Origin of the sequence: Pantoea sp. Seng (assembly GCF_009829935.1) — a bacterium.
Taxonomy (GTDB): Bacteria; Pseudomonadota; Gammaproteobacteria; order Enterobacterales; family Enterobacteriaceae; genus Pantoea; species Pantoea communis.
Window position 1 is genome coordinate 1 of sequence record NZ_SZZV01000023.1, and the last position, 18,724, is coordinate 18,724.

The 18,724-nt window shown below is 54.1% G+C and carries 16 protein-coding genes; 8 read left to right on the forward strand and 8 right to left on the reverse strand.

Going from position 1 to position 18,724, the window contains the following annotated elements; genetic code table 11:
* Positions 1-210 precede the first annotated feature (210 nt).
* Complete coding sequence (gene mpl / locus FD737_RS20215; protein WP_045832883.1) at positions 211-1,566, reverse strand: UDP-N-acetylmuramate:L-alanyl-gamma-D-glutamyl-meso-diaminopimelate ligase; 1,356 nt, start codon at positions 1,564-1,566, stop codon at positions 211-213.
* Positions 1,567-1,732: 166 nt separating this feature from the next.
* On the opposite strand from mpl, the gene fbp reads away from it, so the two are divergent.
* A complete protein-coding gene (gene fbp / locus FD737_RS20220) occupies positions 1,733-2,737 on the forward strand; it encodes a class 1 fructose-bisphosphatase (protein WP_034829242.1) in 1,005 nt (334 codons plus the stop codon).
* Between the two features lie 51 nt (positions 2,738-2,788).
* Here fbp and FD737_RS20225 read toward each other — a convergent pair whose 3' ends face one another.
* The gene (locus tag FD737_RS20225) at positions 2,789-3,046 is read right to left on the reverse strand and encodes a helix-turn-helix transcriptional regulator (RefSeq protein ID WP_097119506.1); all 258 of its coding nucleotides are present in this window, start codon (positions 3,044-3,046) and stop codon (positions 2,789-2,791) included.
* A gap of 92 nt (positions 3,047-3,138) precedes the next feature.
* Here FD737_RS20225 and FD737_RS20230 point away from each other — a divergent pair, with 92 nt between their 5' ends.
* Positions 3,139-3,429, forward strand: coding sequence for a helix-turn-helix domain-containing protein (locus FD737_RS20230; RefSeq protein ID WP_097119505.1), 291 nt, complete (start codon positions 3,139-3,141; stop codon positions 3,427-3,429).
* Between the two features lie 17 nt (positions 3,430-3,446).
* Here the strand turns inward: FD737_RS20230 and FD737_RS20235 are convergent, their stop codons facing one another.
* Positions 3,447-5,006 (reverse strand): methyl-accepting chemotaxis protein, encoded by a 1,560-nt coding sequence (locus tag FD737_RS20235; protein WP_160834440.1) that lies wholly within the window; start codon positions 5,004-5,006, stop codon positions 3,447-3,449.
* A gap of 171 nt (positions 5,007-5,177) precedes the next feature.
* Between FD737_RS20235 and FD737_RS20240 the strand changes: the two genes are divergently transcribed.
* The 3 genes from FD737_RS20240 to ppa all read left to right on the forward strand — a co-directional run bounded on the left by FD737_RS20240 (position 5,178) and on the right by ppa (position 6,743).
* The gene (locus tag FD737_RS20240) at positions 5,178-5,591 is read left to right on the forward strand and encodes a lysozyme inhibitor LprI family protein (RefSeq protein ID WP_097119504.1); all 414 of its coding nucleotides are present in this window, start codon (positions 5,178-5,180) and stop codon (positions 5,589-5,591) included.
* Positions 5,592-5,662: 71 nt separating this feature from the next.
* On the forward strand, positions 5,663-6,112 hold the full coding sequence (locus FD737_RS20245; RefSeq protein WP_038644476.1) for a DUF441 domain-containing protein: 450 nt from the start codon (positions 5,663-5,665) through the stop codon (positions 6,110-6,112).
* A gap of 100 nt (positions 6,113-6,212) precedes the next feature.
* Positions 6,213-6,743: an inorganic diphosphatase gene (gene ppa, locus FD737_RS20250; RefSeq protein ID WP_034829250.1), complete on the forward strand. Its 531-nt coding sequence runs from the start codon at positions 6,213-6,215 to the stop codon at positions 6,741-6,743.
* 54 nt (positions 6,744-6,797) lie between these two features.
* Here the strand turns inward: ppa and FD737_RS20255 are convergent, their stop codons facing one another.
* The 3 genes from FD737_RS20255 to FD737_RS20265 are packed head-to-tail and all read right to left on the reverse strand — an operon-like array spanning position 6,798 to position 12,660.
* A complete protein-coding gene (locus tag FD737_RS20255) occupies positions 6,798-7,151 on the reverse strand; it encodes a gamma-glutamylcyclotransferase (protein WP_034829253.1) in 354 nt (117 codons plus the stop codon).
* Positions 7,152-7,153: 2 nt separating this feature from the next.
* Entirely contained in the window at positions 7,154-10,924 is a 3,771-nt protein-coding gene (locus FD737_RS20260; protein WP_160834417.1) for a translocation/assembly module TamB domain-containing protein, read from the reverse strand.
* Positions 10,921-12,660: an autotransporter assembly complex family protein gene (locus FD737_RS20265; protein ID WP_160834418.1), complete on the reverse strand. Its 1,740-nt coding sequence runs from the start codon at positions 12,658-12,660 to the stop codon at positions 10,921-10,923. Before FD737_RS20265 ends, FD737_RS20260 begins: the two co-directional genes overlap by 4 nt.
* 449 nt (positions 12,661-13,109) lie before the next feature.
* Between FD737_RS20265 and FD737_RS20270 the strand changes: the two genes are divergently transcribed.
* Entirely contained in the window at positions 13,110-14,447 is a 1,338-nt protein-coding gene (locus tag FD737_RS20270; protein ID WP_034829259.1) for a hemolysin family protein, read from the forward strand.
* A gap of 86 nt (positions 14,448-14,533) precedes the next feature.
* Here FD737_RS20270 and FD737_RS20275 read toward each other — a convergent pair whose 3' ends face one another.
* Entirely contained in the window at positions 14,534-14,740 is a 207-nt protein-coding gene (locus FD737_RS20275; RefSeq protein WP_031280153.1) for a DUF1107 domain-containing protein, read from the reverse strand.
* Positions 14,741-15,053: 313 nt separating this feature from the next.
* Between FD737_RS20275 and FD737_RS20280 the strand changes: the two genes are divergently transcribed.
* On the forward strand, positions 15,054-15,608 hold the full coding sequence (locus FD737_RS20280; RefSeq protein ID WP_160834419.1) for a YtfJ family protein: 555 nt from the start codon (positions 15,054-15,056) through the stop codon (positions 15,606-15,608).
* A 111-nt stretch (positions 15,609-15,719) separates the two neighbouring features.
* On the opposite strand, the gene cysQ is transcribed toward FD737_RS20280, so the two are convergent.
* Positions 15,720-16,466, reverse strand: a complete 747-nt coding sequence (cysQ, locus tag FD737_RS20285; RefSeq protein ID WP_160834420.1) for a 3'(2'),5'-bisphosphate nucleotidase CysQ — start codon at positions 16,464-16,466, stop codon at positions 15,720-15,722.
* 293 nt (positions 16,467-16,759) lie between these two features.
* On the opposite strand from cysQ, the gene FD737_RS20290 reads away from it, so the two are divergent.
* Positions 16,760-18,706: a bifunctional 2',3'-cyclic-nucleotide 2'-phosphodiesterase/3'-nucleotidase gene (locus FD737_RS20290; protein ID WP_160834421.1), complete on the forward strand. Its 1,947-nt coding sequence runs from the start codon at positions 16,760-16,762 to the stop codon at positions 18,704-18,706.
* The last annotated feature ends 18 nt before the right edge of the window (positions 18,707-18,724 follow it).

Consider the following 18,724-nt stretch of genomic DNA (forward strand, 5'->3'; position numbering starts at 1 on the left):
TGAACGATATCGAGAGCCTGACTGAGAAGCATAAAAAAATCCGTAATCCCTGAGAGATTACGGATTTTTGCAGAACTGCCGGATCATTCAACCGATCATTTTTGTCTTAACTGATCGGCATTACGCCAGTGGGCGACCCTTTTTAGTTTGGGCGGTTAACAGAGCGTCATCAAACCCAGTGGCAACCCCGATTAAAGGGTCGCCACGCCATCAACGTCCCAATCTCTCCAGCAGTTTCTGGTGAATGCCACCAAACCCGCCGTTACTCATCACCAGAATGGAATCACCTGGCTGGGCTTCTTTTGCCACCATTTCCACCAGCGTATCGATATCCGCGCTCCACTTCGCCGGCTGGATGCAGGCTTCCGCGACATCAGACACCTGCCATGGAATGTGGTGCGGCTGGAACAGGAACACGTTATCGGCGCGACCCAGAGACGGGGCCAGCTCGTTTTTGCTCACGCCCATCTTCATGGTGTTGGATCGCGGCTCCAGTACCGCCAGAATACGCGCGGTACCACCGACTTTGCTGCGCAGCGCCGCCAGCGTGGCCAGAATCGCGGTGGGGTGATGGGCAAAATCGTCATACACTTTGATGGCATTCACTTCACCACGCAGCTCAAGACGACGGCGCGCATTGATAAAGCTGCTCAACGCTTCACCGGCATCCACCGGTTTCACCCCGACGTGACGCGCGGCCGCAATCGCCATCAGGCCATTGTGCATGTTGTGCTCGCCGACCAGCGCCCAGTTCACTTCACCGACTTTCTCGCCGTCCAGCCAGATCTCCCAGTGCGAAGAGTCCGGCGTCAGTTTTTTCGCCTGCCAGTGGCCGTTGTCGCCGACGGTTTCCTGCTCGCTCCAGCAGCCCATCGCCATCACTTGCTTAAGATTGTTATCGTGCTCCGGCAGCAGGATTTTGCCCTGGCCCGGCACGATGCGAATCAGATGGTGGAACTGCTTCTGAATCGCGCGCAAGTCATCAAAGATATCGGCGTGATCGAATTCGAGATTGTTAAGGATCAGCGTGCGCGGGCAGTAATGGACAAATTTGGAACGCTTGTCGAAGAACGCGCTGTCGTATTCATCCGCCTCAATCACGAAGAATGGACTTTTTCCTAATTTTGCCGAAACCTCGAAGTTTCCTGGCACTCCACCAATGATAAAGCCCGGTTCAAGGCCACAGGCCTCCAGAATCCACGCTGCCATGCCTGCGGTAGTGGTTTTGCCATGGGTTCCGGCCACGGCCAGTACCCAACGGTCACGCAGCACGAAATCATGCAGCCACTGCGGGCCAGAGAGGTAAGGAATGTTACGTTCCAGTACCGCTTCCACACACGGATTGCCGCGCGTCATGGCGTTGCCAATGATCACCAGATCCGGCTGCGGATCGAGCTGACTGGCATCATAACCTTCTGTCAATTCAATGCCTTGCTGTTCCAGCAAGGTGCTCATCGGCGGGTAGACATTGGCGTCAGAGCCGGTCACTTCATGCCCTAGCGAACGGGCCAGCATTGCCAGTCCGCCCATGAAAGTGCCACAAATCCCAAGGATGTGAATACGCATAAAGAGATCCATTACTCAAAAGTTCGGCGCACAGTGTAACCCCGAGCAGAGTGGGAAGAAACGGATTAGGACTATGGTTTTTAAAGTTCAATCGGCTAAACTGCGCTCATACGTTGGTAGCGTGTTAAAGCTGCTGCCACTCCATCGTAGATTCAGGGAATGTGTTATGAAAACGTTAGGCGAATTCATCGTCGAGAAGCAACACGACTTTCCACACGCCACAGGTGAACTGACGGCGCTGATTTCCTCCATTAAGCTCGGAGCCAAGATTATCCACCGCGACATCAACAAAGCGGGTCTGGTGGATATCCTCGGTGCCAGCGGCGTGGAAAACGTGCAGGGCGAACAGCAGATGAAGCTGGACCTCTTCGCGAATGAAAAACTGAAAGCTGCCCTGAAAGCGCGTGGTGTGGTTGCCGGTATCGCTTCCGAAGAAGAAGATGAGTTCGTCATCTTTGAAGGCTCAGAAGACGGTAAATACGTGGTGTTGATGGATCCGCTGGACGGCTCTTCCAACATCGACGTGAACGTTTCCGTCGGCACCATCTTCTCCATCTACCACCGCATCAGTGAGCCGGGTACGCCGATCACCGAAGCTGACTTTATGCAGCCGGGCAACAAGCAGGTTGCGGCCGGTTACGTGGTTTACGGTTCTTCCACCATGATGGTTTACACCACCGGTGTGGGCGTGCATGCGTTTACATACGATCCGTCACTGGGCGTGTTCTGTCTGAGCCATGAGCGCATGACCTTCCCGGAGAAAGGCTACACCTACTCCATCAACGAAGGTAACTACATTCGCTTCCCGCAGGGCGTGAAGAAATACCTGAAGTTCTGTCAGGAAGAAGATATCGCCACCAAGCGCCCATACACCTCGCGCTACATCGGTTCACTGGTGGCAGACTTCCACCGTAACCTGCTGAAAGGCGGTATTTACCTCTATCCAAGCACCGCCAGCCACCCGAAAGGTAAGCTGCGTCTGCTGTATGAGTGCAACCCGATGGCATTCCTGGCGGAACAAGCCGGTGGTAAAGCCAGCGATGGTGCCAACCGTATCCTCGACATCCAGCCTGAAACCCTGCACCAGCGTTGCCCGTTCTTCTGCGGTAACGATGCGATGGTGGATGACGTTGAGCGCTTTATGCGTGAGTTCCCGGACAGCCACGAATAAGCTGATGTGATGTGAAGAAGCCCGCCAATAATGAGCGGGCTTTTTATTGGGTTATTTTCGTCGCTTTGCTTGCCGATCAATCAATTCACCCTGCGCGGAGTAGTAGCGGCTGGGCCAGATTTCATCCGGTGCGATGCCAATCGCTTCGGCAATCAGCCATTCGCCCTTGGGCCAGGGTCGGATTAAGGCATTGCCCAAAGTGGTCGAACACAACCCCGCTTCACGTGATACGGCGGCTAATGAAGTCCCTCTCTTGCGTAAGGCGGCTATAATATCGGCCTGATGCCAGTCCTGCTTGCTTTCACCCACGTCACTCTCCTTAGTTCTCGTTATAGGTTGCCATAACGATACTACGTTACTCGTAGTATCTGACAAGCAGCAAATCTACGATTCTCGTAGGCATGAAACCGACCTCTTCCCTGCAAAAAACCTTCTGTAGACGCCTGAAACAGGTGCGTCTGGTGAAGGGTTTTTCGCAAAAAGGGTTAGGGATTGCCGCTGGCATTGAAGAGTTTTCCGCCAGTGCGCGCATCAATCGTTATGAAGTCGGTGTGCATCAGCCCGATTTACTGACGCTGCAACTGCTGGCGAAAGCGCTGGAGATCCCCGCCGCCTATTTTCTGGCAGAAGATGACCAATTAGCAGACATGATCCTGCGCTTTGCTGAAGAGATAAGTAGCAACGCGCCATAAGCACGTTGCACCTGTTTTTACGCGGCGACCACGCGGAACTGCGCCATTGATTCCTGCAACTGCTGTGACTGCGCTTCCAGCGACTGCGTGGCGGCACTGGCTTCTTCCACCAGCGCGGCGTTTTGCTGCGCGGCTTCATCCATCTGCGTCACCGCCTGATTCACCTGCTCAATCCCACGGCTCTGCTCTTCCGAGGCAATAGAGATCTCTTTCATCAGTGAGGTCACACGCATCACTTCGCTGGAGATTTCATCCATGGTTTCACCAGCGCGTGTCGCCATGTCGCTGCCCTCTTTAACACGCGTTTGTGATTCGCTGATCAACTCACGAATCTCTTTAGCGGCGGTCGCACTACGGCCAGCCAGCGTACGCACTTCGTTAGCGACCACGGCAAAGCCTCGGCCCTGCTCGCCAGCACGCGCGGCTTCCACCGAGGCGTTCAGCGCGAGGATATTGGTCTGGAAGGCGATACCATCAATCACGCTGAGGATGTCGCCGATGCGGTTAGAGCTTTGGGTGATCTCCTGCATCTTCTCCATCACGTAACCCACCACCTCTGCGCCACGATCGGCGCTGGTCGATACATTGCTGGCCAACTGATTGGCCTGCTGAGCGTTACTGGCGTTAAGACGGACGGTGGCGGTCAGCTGCTCCATGCTGGCGGCCGTTTGCTCCAGCGAAGCAGCGGACTCTTCGGTGCGCTGCGACAGATGCACAGTGCCCGCCGCCAGTTCACGGCTGCCCACATCAATCTGCATGCTGGCTTCACGCACCTGACTCACCGAATCACGCAGCGCCAGCTGCATATCGGAAAGGGCCTGATTCAGGCGACCAATTTCATTTTTGCCTGCGGCAGGTAAAGGCTGCGAGAGATCGCCCGCCGCAATCTGTTCCAGATGCACGATTGCGTTGTCCAAAGGACGCAGCAGCGAGCGACGCAACAACTGCCAGGCCAGTACGATCAGCAGCAGTGTCAGTACCATCACCACGCCAATCATCACCTTCATCCGGACTTCGTTGTCAGTCGCCTGCTTGAGGCGTGCCGCAGAGACTTCATCGGCGTAAATACTGAAATCATTCACCGCCTTCGAATAGTTTGCTGCCAGCTGTGATTGTTTGCCTTCCAGCACCTGATAGTACTCATCGGTATACTGTTTTTTTAAGGCATCCATCATGGGCGTGATGCCTTCTTTATCGTAGACGTTGTAGGTCGCCACAATCGCATCGGCCAGAGTTTTACCATGCGCTGTTACGGTGCCTGCATCGACAAATGCTTTGAGGAACTGGTGAGAACTGTCCACTGCGGCTTGCGCCTGCTGCGTGACTTTGGCGCCGTCATCCAACAGACCAATTTCGATCTTACGAACGGCCAGCGCCGCATTGGCGCGGGCGCGCATTAAATCTGAACGGCTTTGGTAGAGCTTGTTGAGTTCAATCCCCTGAATGCGGTTCAGCGCATCCAGAGATTGATTTCCAGCATTAATGGCATAGATGCCCATGGCGCTGACGGCTAACAGCATCACCGTCATGATGGCCAACAACGCAAGTAAAGCGGTACGTATTGATAGTTGTCTGATCATGATCATTCCCGTGTGTATGAAAAGGCAGAACTCCACTGGCCCTAAAACGGAGAGATTATCGGCAGCTGGTCGCAGAAACTTTATCCAATGTTGATGGTCAATCTGCCGACGTTCGCTTACCCTTCAGCTTTTCTGAAGTCCGCTGCGCAAAAATGATGGAATGAAATGATGAAAAAGTGGCTCCCGATTGCCTGTCTGTTCGCCAGTAGTATGGTTATGGCGCAGACGCATCCGCTCGACCAGCAGCTACAGCAGTGTCTGGACAAGGAATCCAGCACCGCGGGCATGTCCCAGTGCTACGGCAGCGCCAATAAGGCCTGGGATAAAGAGATGAATATGCAGTACAACCAGATGATGAAAAAATTAACTGGCGAACCTAAAGACAAATTACGTGCTGCCCAACGCGCGTGGCTGGCCTATCGCGATAGCTGGATGGAGGCCAGCCGCAGCTATTTTATGAGTCGCCAGGGCAGCATGGCAGCCCTTTCCATCGGGGCTCAGGGCGTTAATCTGGTGCGGAATCAGGCTTTAATGTTGCAATCAATGAACAAAGGCAGTTGCGCCAATCCCGATGATTGTTGATAAATGGTGGCGTTAAAAAAACGTCAGCGCAGGCACTGACCTGCGCATCCATCCATCTTCAGGGAGAAAACATGGCTGCTTATGCCTCTACCATCATTCTGGTCTGCCTCGCCGTCCTGAGCTATTTCGTTCATAACAGTGCCGTTACCATTTCCATTCTGATCCTGCTCGCCATCAAGCTGACACCGCTGTCTCAGTTCTTCCCGTATGTGGAAAAACAGGGCATTCAGATCGGCATTATTATTCTAACTGTCGCAGTGATGGCGCCACTGGCAAGTGGGACGTTGCCCGCTTCATCCTTGCTGAAGTCATTTGCTAACTGGCAATCGATCGTGGCGATCATTGTCGGGGTGTTTGTTGCCTGGCTGGGCGGGCGCGGCGTCAGTTTTATGAGCGTGCAGCCATCAGTGATTGGTGGATTGTTAATCGGCACCGTGATTGGCGTGGCGTTTTTCCGTGGTGTGCCGGTCGGACCACTGATTGCTGCAGGGATTGTCTCGCTGTTTGTCACCGCGAAGTAGGCCGTTGGAGCATTCCGAAACGCCAAAAAGGGGGCATACTTTCAGAGTCAGTTGGCTATAATAGCCGTCACTCAACATACGACCAATGAAGGAAAGCCAGATGAGTTTGAACCAGGTGCCTGCAGGTAAAGAACTGCCAGAAGATATCTATGTCGTTATCGAGATCCCAGCGAATGCCGATCCGATCAAATATGAAGTGGACAAAGAGTCTGGCGCCCTGTTTGTAGACCGTTTCATGTCTACCGCCATGTTCTATCCGTGCAACTACGGTTACATCAACCACACCCTGTCTCTGGATGGTGATCCGGTTGACGTGCTGGTACCAACCCCGTATCCGCTGGTGCCGGGCTCAGTGATTCGCTGCCGTCCAGTTGGCGTGCTGAAAATGACCGACGAGTCTGGCGAAGATGCCAAACTGGTTGCGGTTCCGCACACCAAACTGAGCAAAGAATACGATCACATCAAAGATGTGAACGACCTGCCAGAACTGCTGAAAGCGCAGATCACCCACTTCTTCGAGCACTACAAAGATCTGGAAAAAGGCAAATGGGTAAAAGTTGACGGCTGGGACAACGCTGAAGCGGCCAAAGCTGAAATCATCTCTTCTTACGAGCGCGCACAGAAGAAATAATCTTCTCTGCCTCGCAAGCATAAAAAAACACCGTCCAATGGACGGTGTTTTTATTTATGCCTCGGGTGCGTCGTCGCGCTTTAGCCAGTCACCGCTCGCAATGCGGGTGCGACCCGCAATCGAACGCTGATAGACATACAGCCAGGCACTGCCGTAAGGCGTCTGGATGAGTTGGCGTTTGTATTCGCCATTCTTGGTGCGCAAGGCATCGAGTTCGCCAAGCGTGCTGGCGTCGATGCGATACACTTCGCAGAAGACGGTTCCCTCATCTTCAACGACGCCCGGATAGTGACCCAGATTGTAGAGCGCAAACCCTTCAATCTGATGGTCGCCGAGCCATTGCGCATTCGTCATCCAGTGACTGTTTCCCTGTTTGCGCCGTAAACTGCCGTAGACAATTATTCGCATTGCTAAAACTCAAACTGATAGAGCAAATCCAGTGCCTGATCGAGACCGGACACGGCTTCCAAATAGAGTTTGGGCATCAGGCGGTAACGCAAGGTTAACGTCGCCAGTGAATCAAATATGCCAACACCGTATTTTACTTGTAGACCCGGCAGTACATAACCGCTCACCTGCACCTGCTGGCTGTCGCCTACACCGGTGGTATCAAGCGCGAGGTTACTGACGCCGAATGTCTCGCCGATTTTACCCATAACCTGACCACTTTGTGCAACCCCTAACCCCACAAGTGCTGAAGTTAATGCATTACTGTCGCCATCACTGCTGAGTCCCTGACCGCGTAATAAGTAAGAAAGCGCTTCCTGCTGCGACATGGCGGGGTCAGAGAACACCTCGACTTTCGGCTCATCGGCCAGGCCGGTGACGCGAATACCGGCGGTGACATCATCTTCGGTGGCTTCCGGGTTACGTATCGCTTCAAGGTTAACGTACGGCTGATCTGGCGGCCCGGCAAACTGCAACTCGCCTTTACGCACAATCAGATCCTGCCCGTAAGCGTGGAAGCGGCCATCAGGAATATTGATCTGTCCGTTTAAGCCCAGACCGGTTTTATCCTGCACCAGTTTAAGATCGCCATTCAGCTTGGCTTTTAGACCAAAGGCTGACAGCCGCACATCGTTACCGACATGGATCACCAGGTTGCTGTTGATCGGAATGGCGGCGGTCTTCGGTTGAATCGGCTTGAGATCTTTATCCAGCATCACCTCATCCGAGGAGACGCCAGTGGCGCTTTCCGGCACTTCCTGCACCGTGATGCGCGCCCACGGAATATCCACTTTGCCATCAAGATTAAACGCGGCTGGCGTGGCTTCAAACACCAGGTCTGGCGAGACATCCATACGCACCATCGGTGGCACGGTGACACGAATACGGTTGCCCTGCGCGGTGATGCGCGCACGCCAGTTATCCAGCTGGCTCCAGTCGGCATTGCCGCCCAGATTGAGGTTGCCCTGCGTCGTCTGTAACAGGCCGTTAAGCGTCGAACTCATGCCATTGAACACCATGTTCAGATTGGCGGAGGTGAGTGTGACCGGCATAAAGCTGGCCTGCACGTTGACATCGCTCAACCCCAACTGGCCAAACACCTGCGGCTGTTGCAGTGTGCCGCCCAGACGCAAGTTGCTGTTGAGGTTGCCTTTAATCTTTTCACCCTGCATCAACGCCGGATTGAACATCGCCAGCGACAGATTGCTGATACCAATATTACCTGACAGCTGGCGACGGGTTTGCGGATCGGCAATCTGCACATTACCGCTCAGCTGGCCGTTGTTGACGATGTGAATCAGCCAATCGAGTTGGGCACGACCGTTGCGCATCGCGGCATTCAGGTTAAGCGTGTCAAAGGCGATCGGCAGCGTGTTGCCCTGCACGTCTTGTTCGACTTTCACGCCGTTACCTTTCAGCGAGACCGTACCGGTTGGCAGCGCGCCGTCGGCGGTCCAGTTCACACGCGCATCCCCACTGAACACACCGTTCAGTTTGGTGGCATCGGTGAGGAACGGTTTGATCATCGCCAGATCAAAGCGGTTCAGCACCACATGGGCGTGACCGCTGGCCCCGGCTTCAATCGGCTCGGGTACGCACAGCTGCGCGTTCGGGTTCTGCCAGCAGTGTGGCCCGATAGAGGCGGTCTGCTTAGTGTTGAGGTAATCAATCGCCATCGCACGCGTCAGACGCCATTCGCCCACCGGGGTATCAAAGTGGGTGTTGTTGAGATTGCCCTGCCAGCGTTCAGTTTTGCGATCAAAGCTGCCGTTGAGCGCCAACTGGCCGGAGACCGGCTCGCCCTGCACGTTCAGCTTGAGCTGATGCTGCTTCTCGTTGCCGTCCGCATTCAGCGTCAACAGATTGATCTTCAGCGCGTCCTGTTGCAGTTGCTCAACGCGCAGCTGCAGCTTACCGGCGATCTGATCGCTGGATTTCACATCTCCTTCCAGCGCCACACGACGAATCTGCAGTTGCTGCCAGCGCAAGCCGGTTGCAGTGAGATCGGCCAGCAGCTGCGGTGCCTGCAAGGTGCCGCGTGCTTTTACCGTGCCTTTCGCCACGCCGCCGAGTCCCGGCAGTGCGTTATCCAGGTGCGGTGCATCGATATTGGCATCCAGGTTGAGCGTGTCGCCCAGTTCACCTTTCACGTCCAGATGGTTGCGGCCCAGCGCGATATTAATGCCCGGGATTTTCCACTGGTTATAGCTGTTGCCGGTGAGTGAGCCATTGGCGCTGACGGCGTTCTGCTTCACGTTCCCTTTCAGCTCCAGCTGCGGCACGCTCAGCTGCCAGCTTCCGCCGTACAGGCTGCCACGCGTGGCGATTTTGCCGTCGAGTTTGGCAGGCCAGTCCGGGTACTGTTTGGCGGTGTTGATGCCGGATAGCGTCAGTTCGCTGCGCCAGCTGATGGCTTTGCTCCAGTCCACCAGCGCGGTTAAATCAACGTTACCCTGCAGTGCCGCCACGCGCAGCTTGTCCAGACTGAACTGCTGCACGTTGCCTTTGCCATCAAGCGCAATGGTCGCCGGCGGCACGGCTTCGCCTTTCACAGCGGTGCGCAGTGACATCACATAATCAGTGGCTTTGCCTTTGAACTGATAATCGAGGTTATCCGCCTGATACTGCACCGGGCCGGTAAGCGGCCAGCGCAACTCCGGGCTGGTGAGTTTCAGTGACAGTGGCAGACCCGCCACCGCCGGTTGCGCAGCGGCATCCAGCTGTGCGCGGACCGGGCCAGAGAGATTCAGCCCCAGCTTAAGCTCTTCACGCATCGCCCCGCTGAGGTTCATTTTGATCTTCTCGCCCTTGATCGGATCGAGATTCAGCGATCCATTCAGCGCGAAATTCACTGGCCAGTTATCCGCCAGCTGCGCATCACCGCTGGCATTCACCTGCCCTTGCGGTGAATCGATGTCAAAGGTTTCTAACTGAAGATGGCGGTCAGCGGTTTTGGCTTTCAGCAACAGACGGGTAATCGACACATCGCTATCGCCGGTCAGGCGCAGCTGTTCGCCGAGCAGCTCCTGAACGGTAATATCCAGCGGCAGCTGGAAGTCAGGCAGTTCGGGTAACAGCGGTTTGGCAAACATCTCTTGCAGCGTTTCACCCAAGGGTTTCTCATCCGGCTGCGGCTGTTGCACTTTCGGCTGCACCACTTGCTCATCAACCACTTTCGCCGCCTTCGGCAGCGCTATCAGCAGGCTTTGAATATGCGTTGGGGTTAACGTCAGCGCGCGACCCTGCCAGTTGAGGCCGGTGGTGAAGTCCAGCAGCGAGATGGATGTGTCATCCACTTTGACGTTGATGTTGTGCAGCCCGACCTTGCTGAGCGTTATCGGATACGGCGTGGTCAGGTTGGTGCTACCGCTCTCTTCCTGCGGCGGTGGTGCAGCGGCCGGGGCCATTTTCTTGCTGTCGACCACCACGCTGACATCCTGCAAGCCGATGTCATTCACGCACACCGACGAGTGCAGCAGGCAGTTCAGGTTGAGCGCCAAATGGAAGCGTCCAGCATCCACGCTGACGCCCGGCATCTCATACTTCACACCACTCAGCGTCAGATCGCGCCAGCCACCTTCGACTTTGTTGATCGATAAACCGGGCACCCAGCGATCGGCACCTTTCAGCACCAGATGCAATCCGGGTGTGGTGCCAATCAGAAATGCCACACTGCCAAACAGCACCACCAAAAAAATACCGAATCCAATCAGGACCTTTTTCCACAGCTTCATAGTTCAGGCCCCAGTCCTACATAGAATTGCAAACCATGTTCCTTGTCATCGCCAATCGGCCGTGCGATATCAAATTTGATTGGCCCGACCGGAGAAGCCCAGCGCACGCCAACACCAGCACCGGTTTTAAAATCACTCTGTTTGATGTCGTTTACCGCTTCACCGGAATCGACAAACACCGCGCCCCACCACTTGCCGGTCACGTTGTATTGATACTCCAGCGAGCCAGTGGCCATTTTGGAGGCACCGGTCAGCTTGCCGTCACTGTCGCGTGGCGAGACATCTTTGTATTTATAGCCGCGAATACTGCGGTCGCCCCCGGCGAAGAAGCGCAGATCCGGCGGAACTTTGTCGAAGTCGTTGGTCTCGATCCAGCCCAGGTTACCGCGTACCACAAAGCGATTTTTCTCGCCCAGCATACGGATCCAGACGTTTTGCGCCTGCAGGATCAGGAAGTCGACATCCGATCCCCAGGTGGTATCGGAGACATCGACGGAATAACGCTGCGAATCGCCCCAGGTCGGCATCAAGCCACCGCGTGAACGCGTGCGGCTCAAACTCACGCCCGGATAGAGCAGCATGGTGGTGTTGGTGACACTGCCTTGGGTGAAGTGATCAAGACTCCACTTCAGGTTAACCGCGCGCTGCCAGCCGGAGCTGCTGTCCCAGTTACGCGACACGCCCAGCGTGGTGGTATCGGCTTTGGTGTCGTTGAGATCGGTACGCTTCAAACCACCGGAGAAGGTGTAATACTGCTCCAACGGGCTTTTCAGCAAGGGCACTTTATAGCTGAGATCGAGCTGTTGTTCAGGTGCGGAAATATAGGAGCTGGCAGTGAGGCTATGACCGCTGCTGTTGATCCACGGCTTTTTCCACGTGCCTTTCAGGCGCGGGCCGACATCGGTGGAATAGCCGACACCGGCTTCGATGGTGTTTTCAACGCGTGGCGAAACGGCGGCATTCAGCGGCAGCACTTTGGTCTGACGACCTTTGTCGAATTCCGGGGCAACGACCACCGAGTTAAACCAGCCCGTGGCTGACAAGCGGCGGTTTAATTCCGCTAAATCGCGCGAGCTGTAAGGGTCGCCCTTTTTGAACGGCACAAGATTCCGCAGATAGGCTTCGTTGATTTGCGAGCCCTGGAAGCTGACATCGCCAAAACGGTAGCGCGGGCCACTGTCGTAATCGATATCCCAGAATGCTTCGCGTCTTTCGACCGAAACGCCAAGCTGGCTTTGCTTAAAGTCACCGTCGAAGTAACCATTACGCAGTGCCAGGCTGGAGAAGCCATTTTTAAATTTGTCGTATTCGCCGTGATTGAGCTGGGTGCCGATTTTCGGCGTGCCCTGCTTCACCCAGGCTTTATAGTCATCATCGTTTTTCGCCGCACCTTCGACCACGATGTGGCTGCCACCGATTTTCACCGGTTCGCCCGGCTTAACGTGGGCGATCAGCACCGGTCGACCGCCCTGCGGCGGCGCGGGACGTGATTCGAAATCGATTTCGGGTTCGTAATAACCGAGTGCCCGCAAGCCTTCTTTAATCGCCTGCGAGACACGCGCCTGGAAGCGCCCATCACTCGACACTTCGTCAGTTCCAATGGTGGACAAGCGCGCCCTGACGTTCTTCTGTAAATCCCCGGTTAGCCCCTCCAGCTGCAAGCGCACTTTCGCTGCCTCAACGGCAGGTGCAGCAAGCAACAGGCTGGCCAAACAATAAATATGCAATCGCGGCACGCTTACTCCTGTTAATAATGCCTGCCCCTTATTCCGCAGGGGCGTTATTTCTCATCGGAGGCTATCACCACCACTCGCTTACCCATCAGCATAGCCGCTCTTTTTGGCGGATGGCTGAGGAAAAATGGTCACTAAGCCAAATCATTTCCTATTGTCGGTAAATGGGGGGAGCGATACAACACCGAAGCCGCACTTCTGCGACTGAGGGGAGCGCACTCGGATTATTCCGACCTCCTTGTGCGCGCCTCTGGCGGCGGCATAAGCGCTGCTGCTATAATCAGCACCCAGCAGGCATGACCTGCTTTCCTTTCTGCCCCGACGTTAACGTTCCTTGTCGAAATGGCGCAGACATTTTTGGCACGGATAGCCCTGTATGACAGGCGAATACTGGATGTTCTCCTGCGCTGCCCAGGCCAAAAATGACAAGTGATTAACCCAACGGATCTTTTATGCTCGATAGCTTACTTGTCATTCTTTTACTGATTGTGATCAGTTCATTCTTTTCTCTTTCTGAGATCTCGCTGGCGGCTGCCCGTAAGATCAAACTTAAACTGCTGGCCGATGAAGGCAACATCAATGCGCAGCGCGTGCTGAAAATGCAGGAACAGCCTGGCATGTTCTTCACCGTGGTGCAGATTGGCCTCAATGCCGTGGCCATCCTCGGTGGTATTGTCGGCGATGCCGCGTTTTCCCCCGCCTTCAGCAGTTTATTTAGCCGCTTTATGGCCCCTGAACTGGCCGATCAGCTCAGCTTTATCTGTTCCTTTACCGTGGTCACCAGCCTGTTTATTTTGTTTGCCGATTTAACGCCGAAGCGTGTGGGGATGATCGCGCCGGAAGCGGTGGCGCTGCGCATCATCAACCCGATGCGCTTCTGCTTGCTGGTGATGCGTCCGCTGGTGTGGCTGTTTAACGGGCTGGCCAACGTGTTTTTCCGCATCTTCAAGCTGCCGATGGTGCGTAAAGACGACATCACCTCCGACGATATTTACGCGGTGGTGGAAGCCGGTGCTCTGGCTGGGGTGCTGCGTAAACAGGAACACGAACTGATCGAAAACGTCTTTGAGCTGGAATCGCGTACCGTGCCGTCTTCGATGACGTCACGCGAGAACGTGGTGTGGTTTGATCTGCACGAAGATGAAAACAGCCTCAAAACCAAAATCGCCCAGCATCCGCACTCAAAATTTCTGGTATGTGATGGCGACATCGATCATATCGTCGGTTATGTCGATTCCAAAGAGCTGCTGCTGCGCGTGCTGGGCAATCAGAGCCTGACCCTGAGCAGCGGCGTGCAGATTCGCTCTGCGCTGATTGTGCCGGACACATTAACGCTCTCTGAAGCGCTGGAAAGCTTTAAAACTGCTGGCGAAGACTTCGCGGTAATCATGAACGAATACGCGCTGGTGGTGGGGATCATTACCCTCAACGACGTGATGACCACGCTGATGGGTGATTTGGTCGGCCAGGGTCAGGAAGAGCAGATTGTGGCACGTGATGAGAACTCATGGCTGGTTGAAGGCGGCACACCGATTGATGACGTGATGCGCGTGCTGGATATCGATGATTTCCCACAGTCCGGCAACTATGAAACCATTGGTGGTTTTATGATGTACATGCTGCGCAAAATCCCGAAACGCACCGATTTCGTCAAGTTCTCAGGTTACAAGTTTGAAGTGGTAGATATCGACAGTTATCGCATCGATCAGCTGCTGGTGACGCGTATTGACGATCGTCCACCGGTGCTGAGTGTGACGAAGAGCGCCACTGATGAGCTGGAGTCGCCGTAGTACCGGGCGGCAGAAAAAACAAGGCGCGATTTCTCGCGCCGCTACTGAGGGCGCCTGATTGCATGACGCCCTTTCTTTTTTACTTCTTAGTTGTACTCGGCTTGCAAACGCAGGACCTGGCGGTTGATCTCGGACATCACGCTAAGGTGCTGTTTATCTTTGACGCGGGGCAACATCACTTTGCCTTTATCGAACTCAAACGCGCCAACATCCTTGATATACAACCTTCCTTTAAAAAGCGTTTTTACGTATTTCGCAATTTGCAGCGGATTATAGCGCTGGAAGATTTTCATACTGTCTAACTCCTGAACAGATGTACTACGCTTCGTCGTTGCCAAATCCGGTACGAACCCATGAAGCGCAAATGAGGCATAACTATAGAACACCAATCGTTACGTATGTTCCTAAAAGGTGAATTTTTTACTGAATTGACACATTATTACAGAACACTCTGTTATGCCGTTCACAAAACCCAGTATAAACCTTCACTCATTAAGGAATTGTGGCGTGGGTTGCAAAGCTGTTAACTCATCGCGACAGGCGCATCATCCACACCTAATATTGCAAAAACATGAATAACTGGTCGGATCACTAAGGAGTATCACCATGCGTTTGGCACACTCTGTGTTAGCCCTGGCACTGCTGGTTCCCAGCCTTGTCTCAGCCCATGCTTTTAAGATCGGCGATCGTGTTCCGCCAGTGGGCGTGAGCGACAGAGGCGAACTGCTTTATCAACAAGATAAGTTTAGCTACCAACCGTGGAATAGCGCGCAGCTGAGTGGAAAAGTGCGTGTCACCTTACATATTGCCGGGCGTTCTTCGGCCAAAGAACAGAATGCCGCGCTGATTGAGGCGATCAAAGCGGCGAAATTCCCGCATGACCGTTACCAGACTACCACCATTGTGAACACCGACGATGCGATTCCCGGCACGGGGATGTTTGTGCGCAGCAGTATTGAGAGCAACAAGCAGCAATATCCGTGGTCGCAATTTATCGTCGACAGCAACGGCAACGTGCGTAAGGTCTGGCAGTTGGAGAAAGGGGGTTCGGCAATTGTGGTACTGGATAAGACCGGGCATGTGCGATATGCCAAAGAGGGTGCACTTACGCAGGATGAAGTGCAGCAGGCGATGAAACTCATCCGTGAGCTGTTGCAGTAAAAACGGAGGTCGCCATTAATGGCGACCCTGTGTTGCCCGGCTTGTGTTCTATATTCATCCCGGAATGAATAGCGAAAACACAGGCTTCTTTCGCAAAGTGCGCGTCAGGAACTAAAACAGCGAGACGCGGAAACCCGGATTCAGGAAGGATTCGCGTGGTGTGTAGTCGAGAGTTTTACCCTGCCAGTCATGCACGTGGGCTCCCGCCGCAATCGCCACCGCGTGACCTGCTCCGGTATCCCAAATGTTGGTTGGCCCAAAACGCGGATAGAGCTGCGCTTTACCTTCCGCCACCAGACAGAATTTCAGTGAAGAGCCAATTGCCGTGGTTTGATGTTCGCCTAACTGCGTCAGATACTCTTTCAGCTCTTCATCTTTATCTGCATGCGAACGGCTGACAACCACCAGCAGTGGACGCGCCTCGCGCACCTGAATCTGCGTTTTATGGCCGCCCTCTTCTTTCCAGGCTTTGCCATCAGCGGCCGAATACATCACACCCAACGCGGGCGCATAGACCACACCTAACACCGGTTTGCCGTTTTCAATCAGGGCAATATTGACGGTGAATTCACCGTTGCGCTTGATGAACTCTTTGGTGCCATCCAGCGGATCCACCAGCCAATATTTTTTCCAGTTCTGACGCACCGCCCAGCTCGGCGGATCTTCCTCTGATAACACCGGCACTTCTGGGGAGAGCGCGGCCAACCCTTCCACGATGACTTTGTGCGCCGCGAGATCGGCAGCCGTGACCGGCGAATCATCTGACTTGCGCGTCACATCCATAGGCTGCTCACCCGCATAGACATGCATAATCGCATCGCCTGCTTCACGCGCCAATTGGCTAATTTTATCTAACATTCTTCACCTCTTTTCCGCTGATTCTGCCTGTCAGACATCAACAGCTCACCTCTACACATTTTAGCAGTTGTGTTCCCATGCTTTGCGGCTGAACTGTCTGAAACGGCAATCTATATGATTATCAATACCATAGTTCAAGGTTGGCGGCTATGGCGTGATACTGAATCCCTTTTTAGCGGACAGCGAAGCCTGCTGATGTGTGAAAGTCTGAGACACATCACAAATTGAAATGATAATTCGTCATTGTTTTACATTATTTTGAGAGGCCCATTAGATCAGACAAGGAGCAAATCATGTTCAAAGCGAGCATGTCGTTACTGGCGCTGTGTGTGACGGCGGCCACGGTGCAAGCCGCTACAGTGGATCTGCGCATTCTGGAAACCACCGATCTACACAGTAATATGATGGATTTCGATTACTACAAAGACACACCAACTGAGAAATTTGGCCTGGTGCGCACCGCCACGCTGATTCAACAGGCACGCGCAGAAGCAAAAAACAGTGTGCTGGTCGATAACGGCGACATCATTCAGGGCAGCCCGCTGGGCGATTACATGGCCGCTAAGGGGCTGAAAAAAGGCGATGTGCATCCGGTATATAAAGCGATGAACACGCTGGATTACGCAGTAGGCAACTTAGGCAATCACGAATTCAATTACGGCTTACCCTATCTGCAGAAAGCGATTGCCGGGGCACGCTTTCCCTATGTGAATGCCAACATTATCGATGAAAAAAGCGGAAAACCGCTGTTAACCCCCTATCTCATCAAAGAAACCACCGTTACCGACCGCAGCGGTAACCCGCATCGCTTAAAAATTGGCTACATCGGCTTCGTTCCACCACAGATTATGGTGTGGGATCGCAACAATCTGCAGGGCAAAGTGCGCGTTGATGACATCACGGAAACAGCGAAGCGCTATGTGCCGGAAATGCGCGCAAAAGGTGCTGAAATAATCATCGCCATTCCGCACTCAGGTTTAAGCAGTGAGCCTTATCACGCCATGGCAGAGAATTCCGTCTACTACCTCAGCCAGGTGCCAGGGATTAACGCCATTATGTTTGGTCACGCGCATGCGGTGTTCCCCAGCAAAGAGTTCGCAGCCATTAAAGGCGCTGACATTGCTCAAGGCACGCTGAACGGTGTTCCGGCAGTGATGCCCGGCATGTGGGGCGATCATCTCGGCGTGGTCGATTTGGTGCTGAATAACGAAGGCGGCAAGTGGCAGGTCATGCAGGGCAAGGCTGAAGCGCGGCCCATTTACGATCCGGTTGCTAAAAAATCACTGGCCGCAGAAGACAGCGGTCTGGTGAAAGTGCTGGAGCAGGATCACCGTGCCACGCGTGAGTTTGTTGCTAAGCCTATCGGTAAATCCGCCGATGTAATGTACAGCTATCTGTCGCTGGTGCAGGACGATCCCACTGTGCAGATCGTGAATAATGCCCAGCGCGCCTATGTTGAGCACTTTATTCAGGGCGATCCCGATCTCGGCCGCTTGCCAGTGCTTTCGGCTGCCGCACCGTTTAAAGCCGGTGGGCGTAAAAACGATCCCGCCAGCTATACCGAAGTAGAGAAAGGTGAACTGACCTTCCGCAATGCCGCCGACCTGTATCTTTATCCGAATACCCTGGTGGTGATGAAAGTCACCGGTGCACAGGTGAGAGAGTGGCTGGAATGCTCAGCCGCGCAGTTTAATCAGATCGATCCGCACAGCAGTAAACCGCAGGCACTGATTAACTGGGATTTCCGCACCTACAACTTCGACGTGATTGATGGCGTCGATTACCAAATCGATGTGACGCAGCCTGCACGCTATGACGGCGAATGTACGTTGATTAACAAAGACGCTTCACGCATTAAGGATCTGATATGGCAGGGTAAGCCCATCGACCCTAATGCGGTATTCCTCGTCGCCACTAACAACTATCGTGCTTACGGCGGGAAGTTTGCCGGCACCGGCGATAAATACGTGGCGTTTGCTTCACCAGATGAGAACCGTTCAGTGGTCGCGGCTTATATCAGCAGCGAAACCAAAGTACACGGCGAAGTGAAACCGCAGGCCGATCATAACTGGCGTTTAGCGCCGATTCACAGTGATACGCCGCTGGATATTCGCTTTGAAACCGCACCGGGCGAGAAAGCCACGCAGTTTATTGAGAAGTACGCTGATTATCCGATGAAAGCCGTGGGCAGTGACGAGATCGGTTTTGCGATTTGGCAGGTAGATTTGCAGAAGCAGTAAGATTGGCAAAAAAATGGC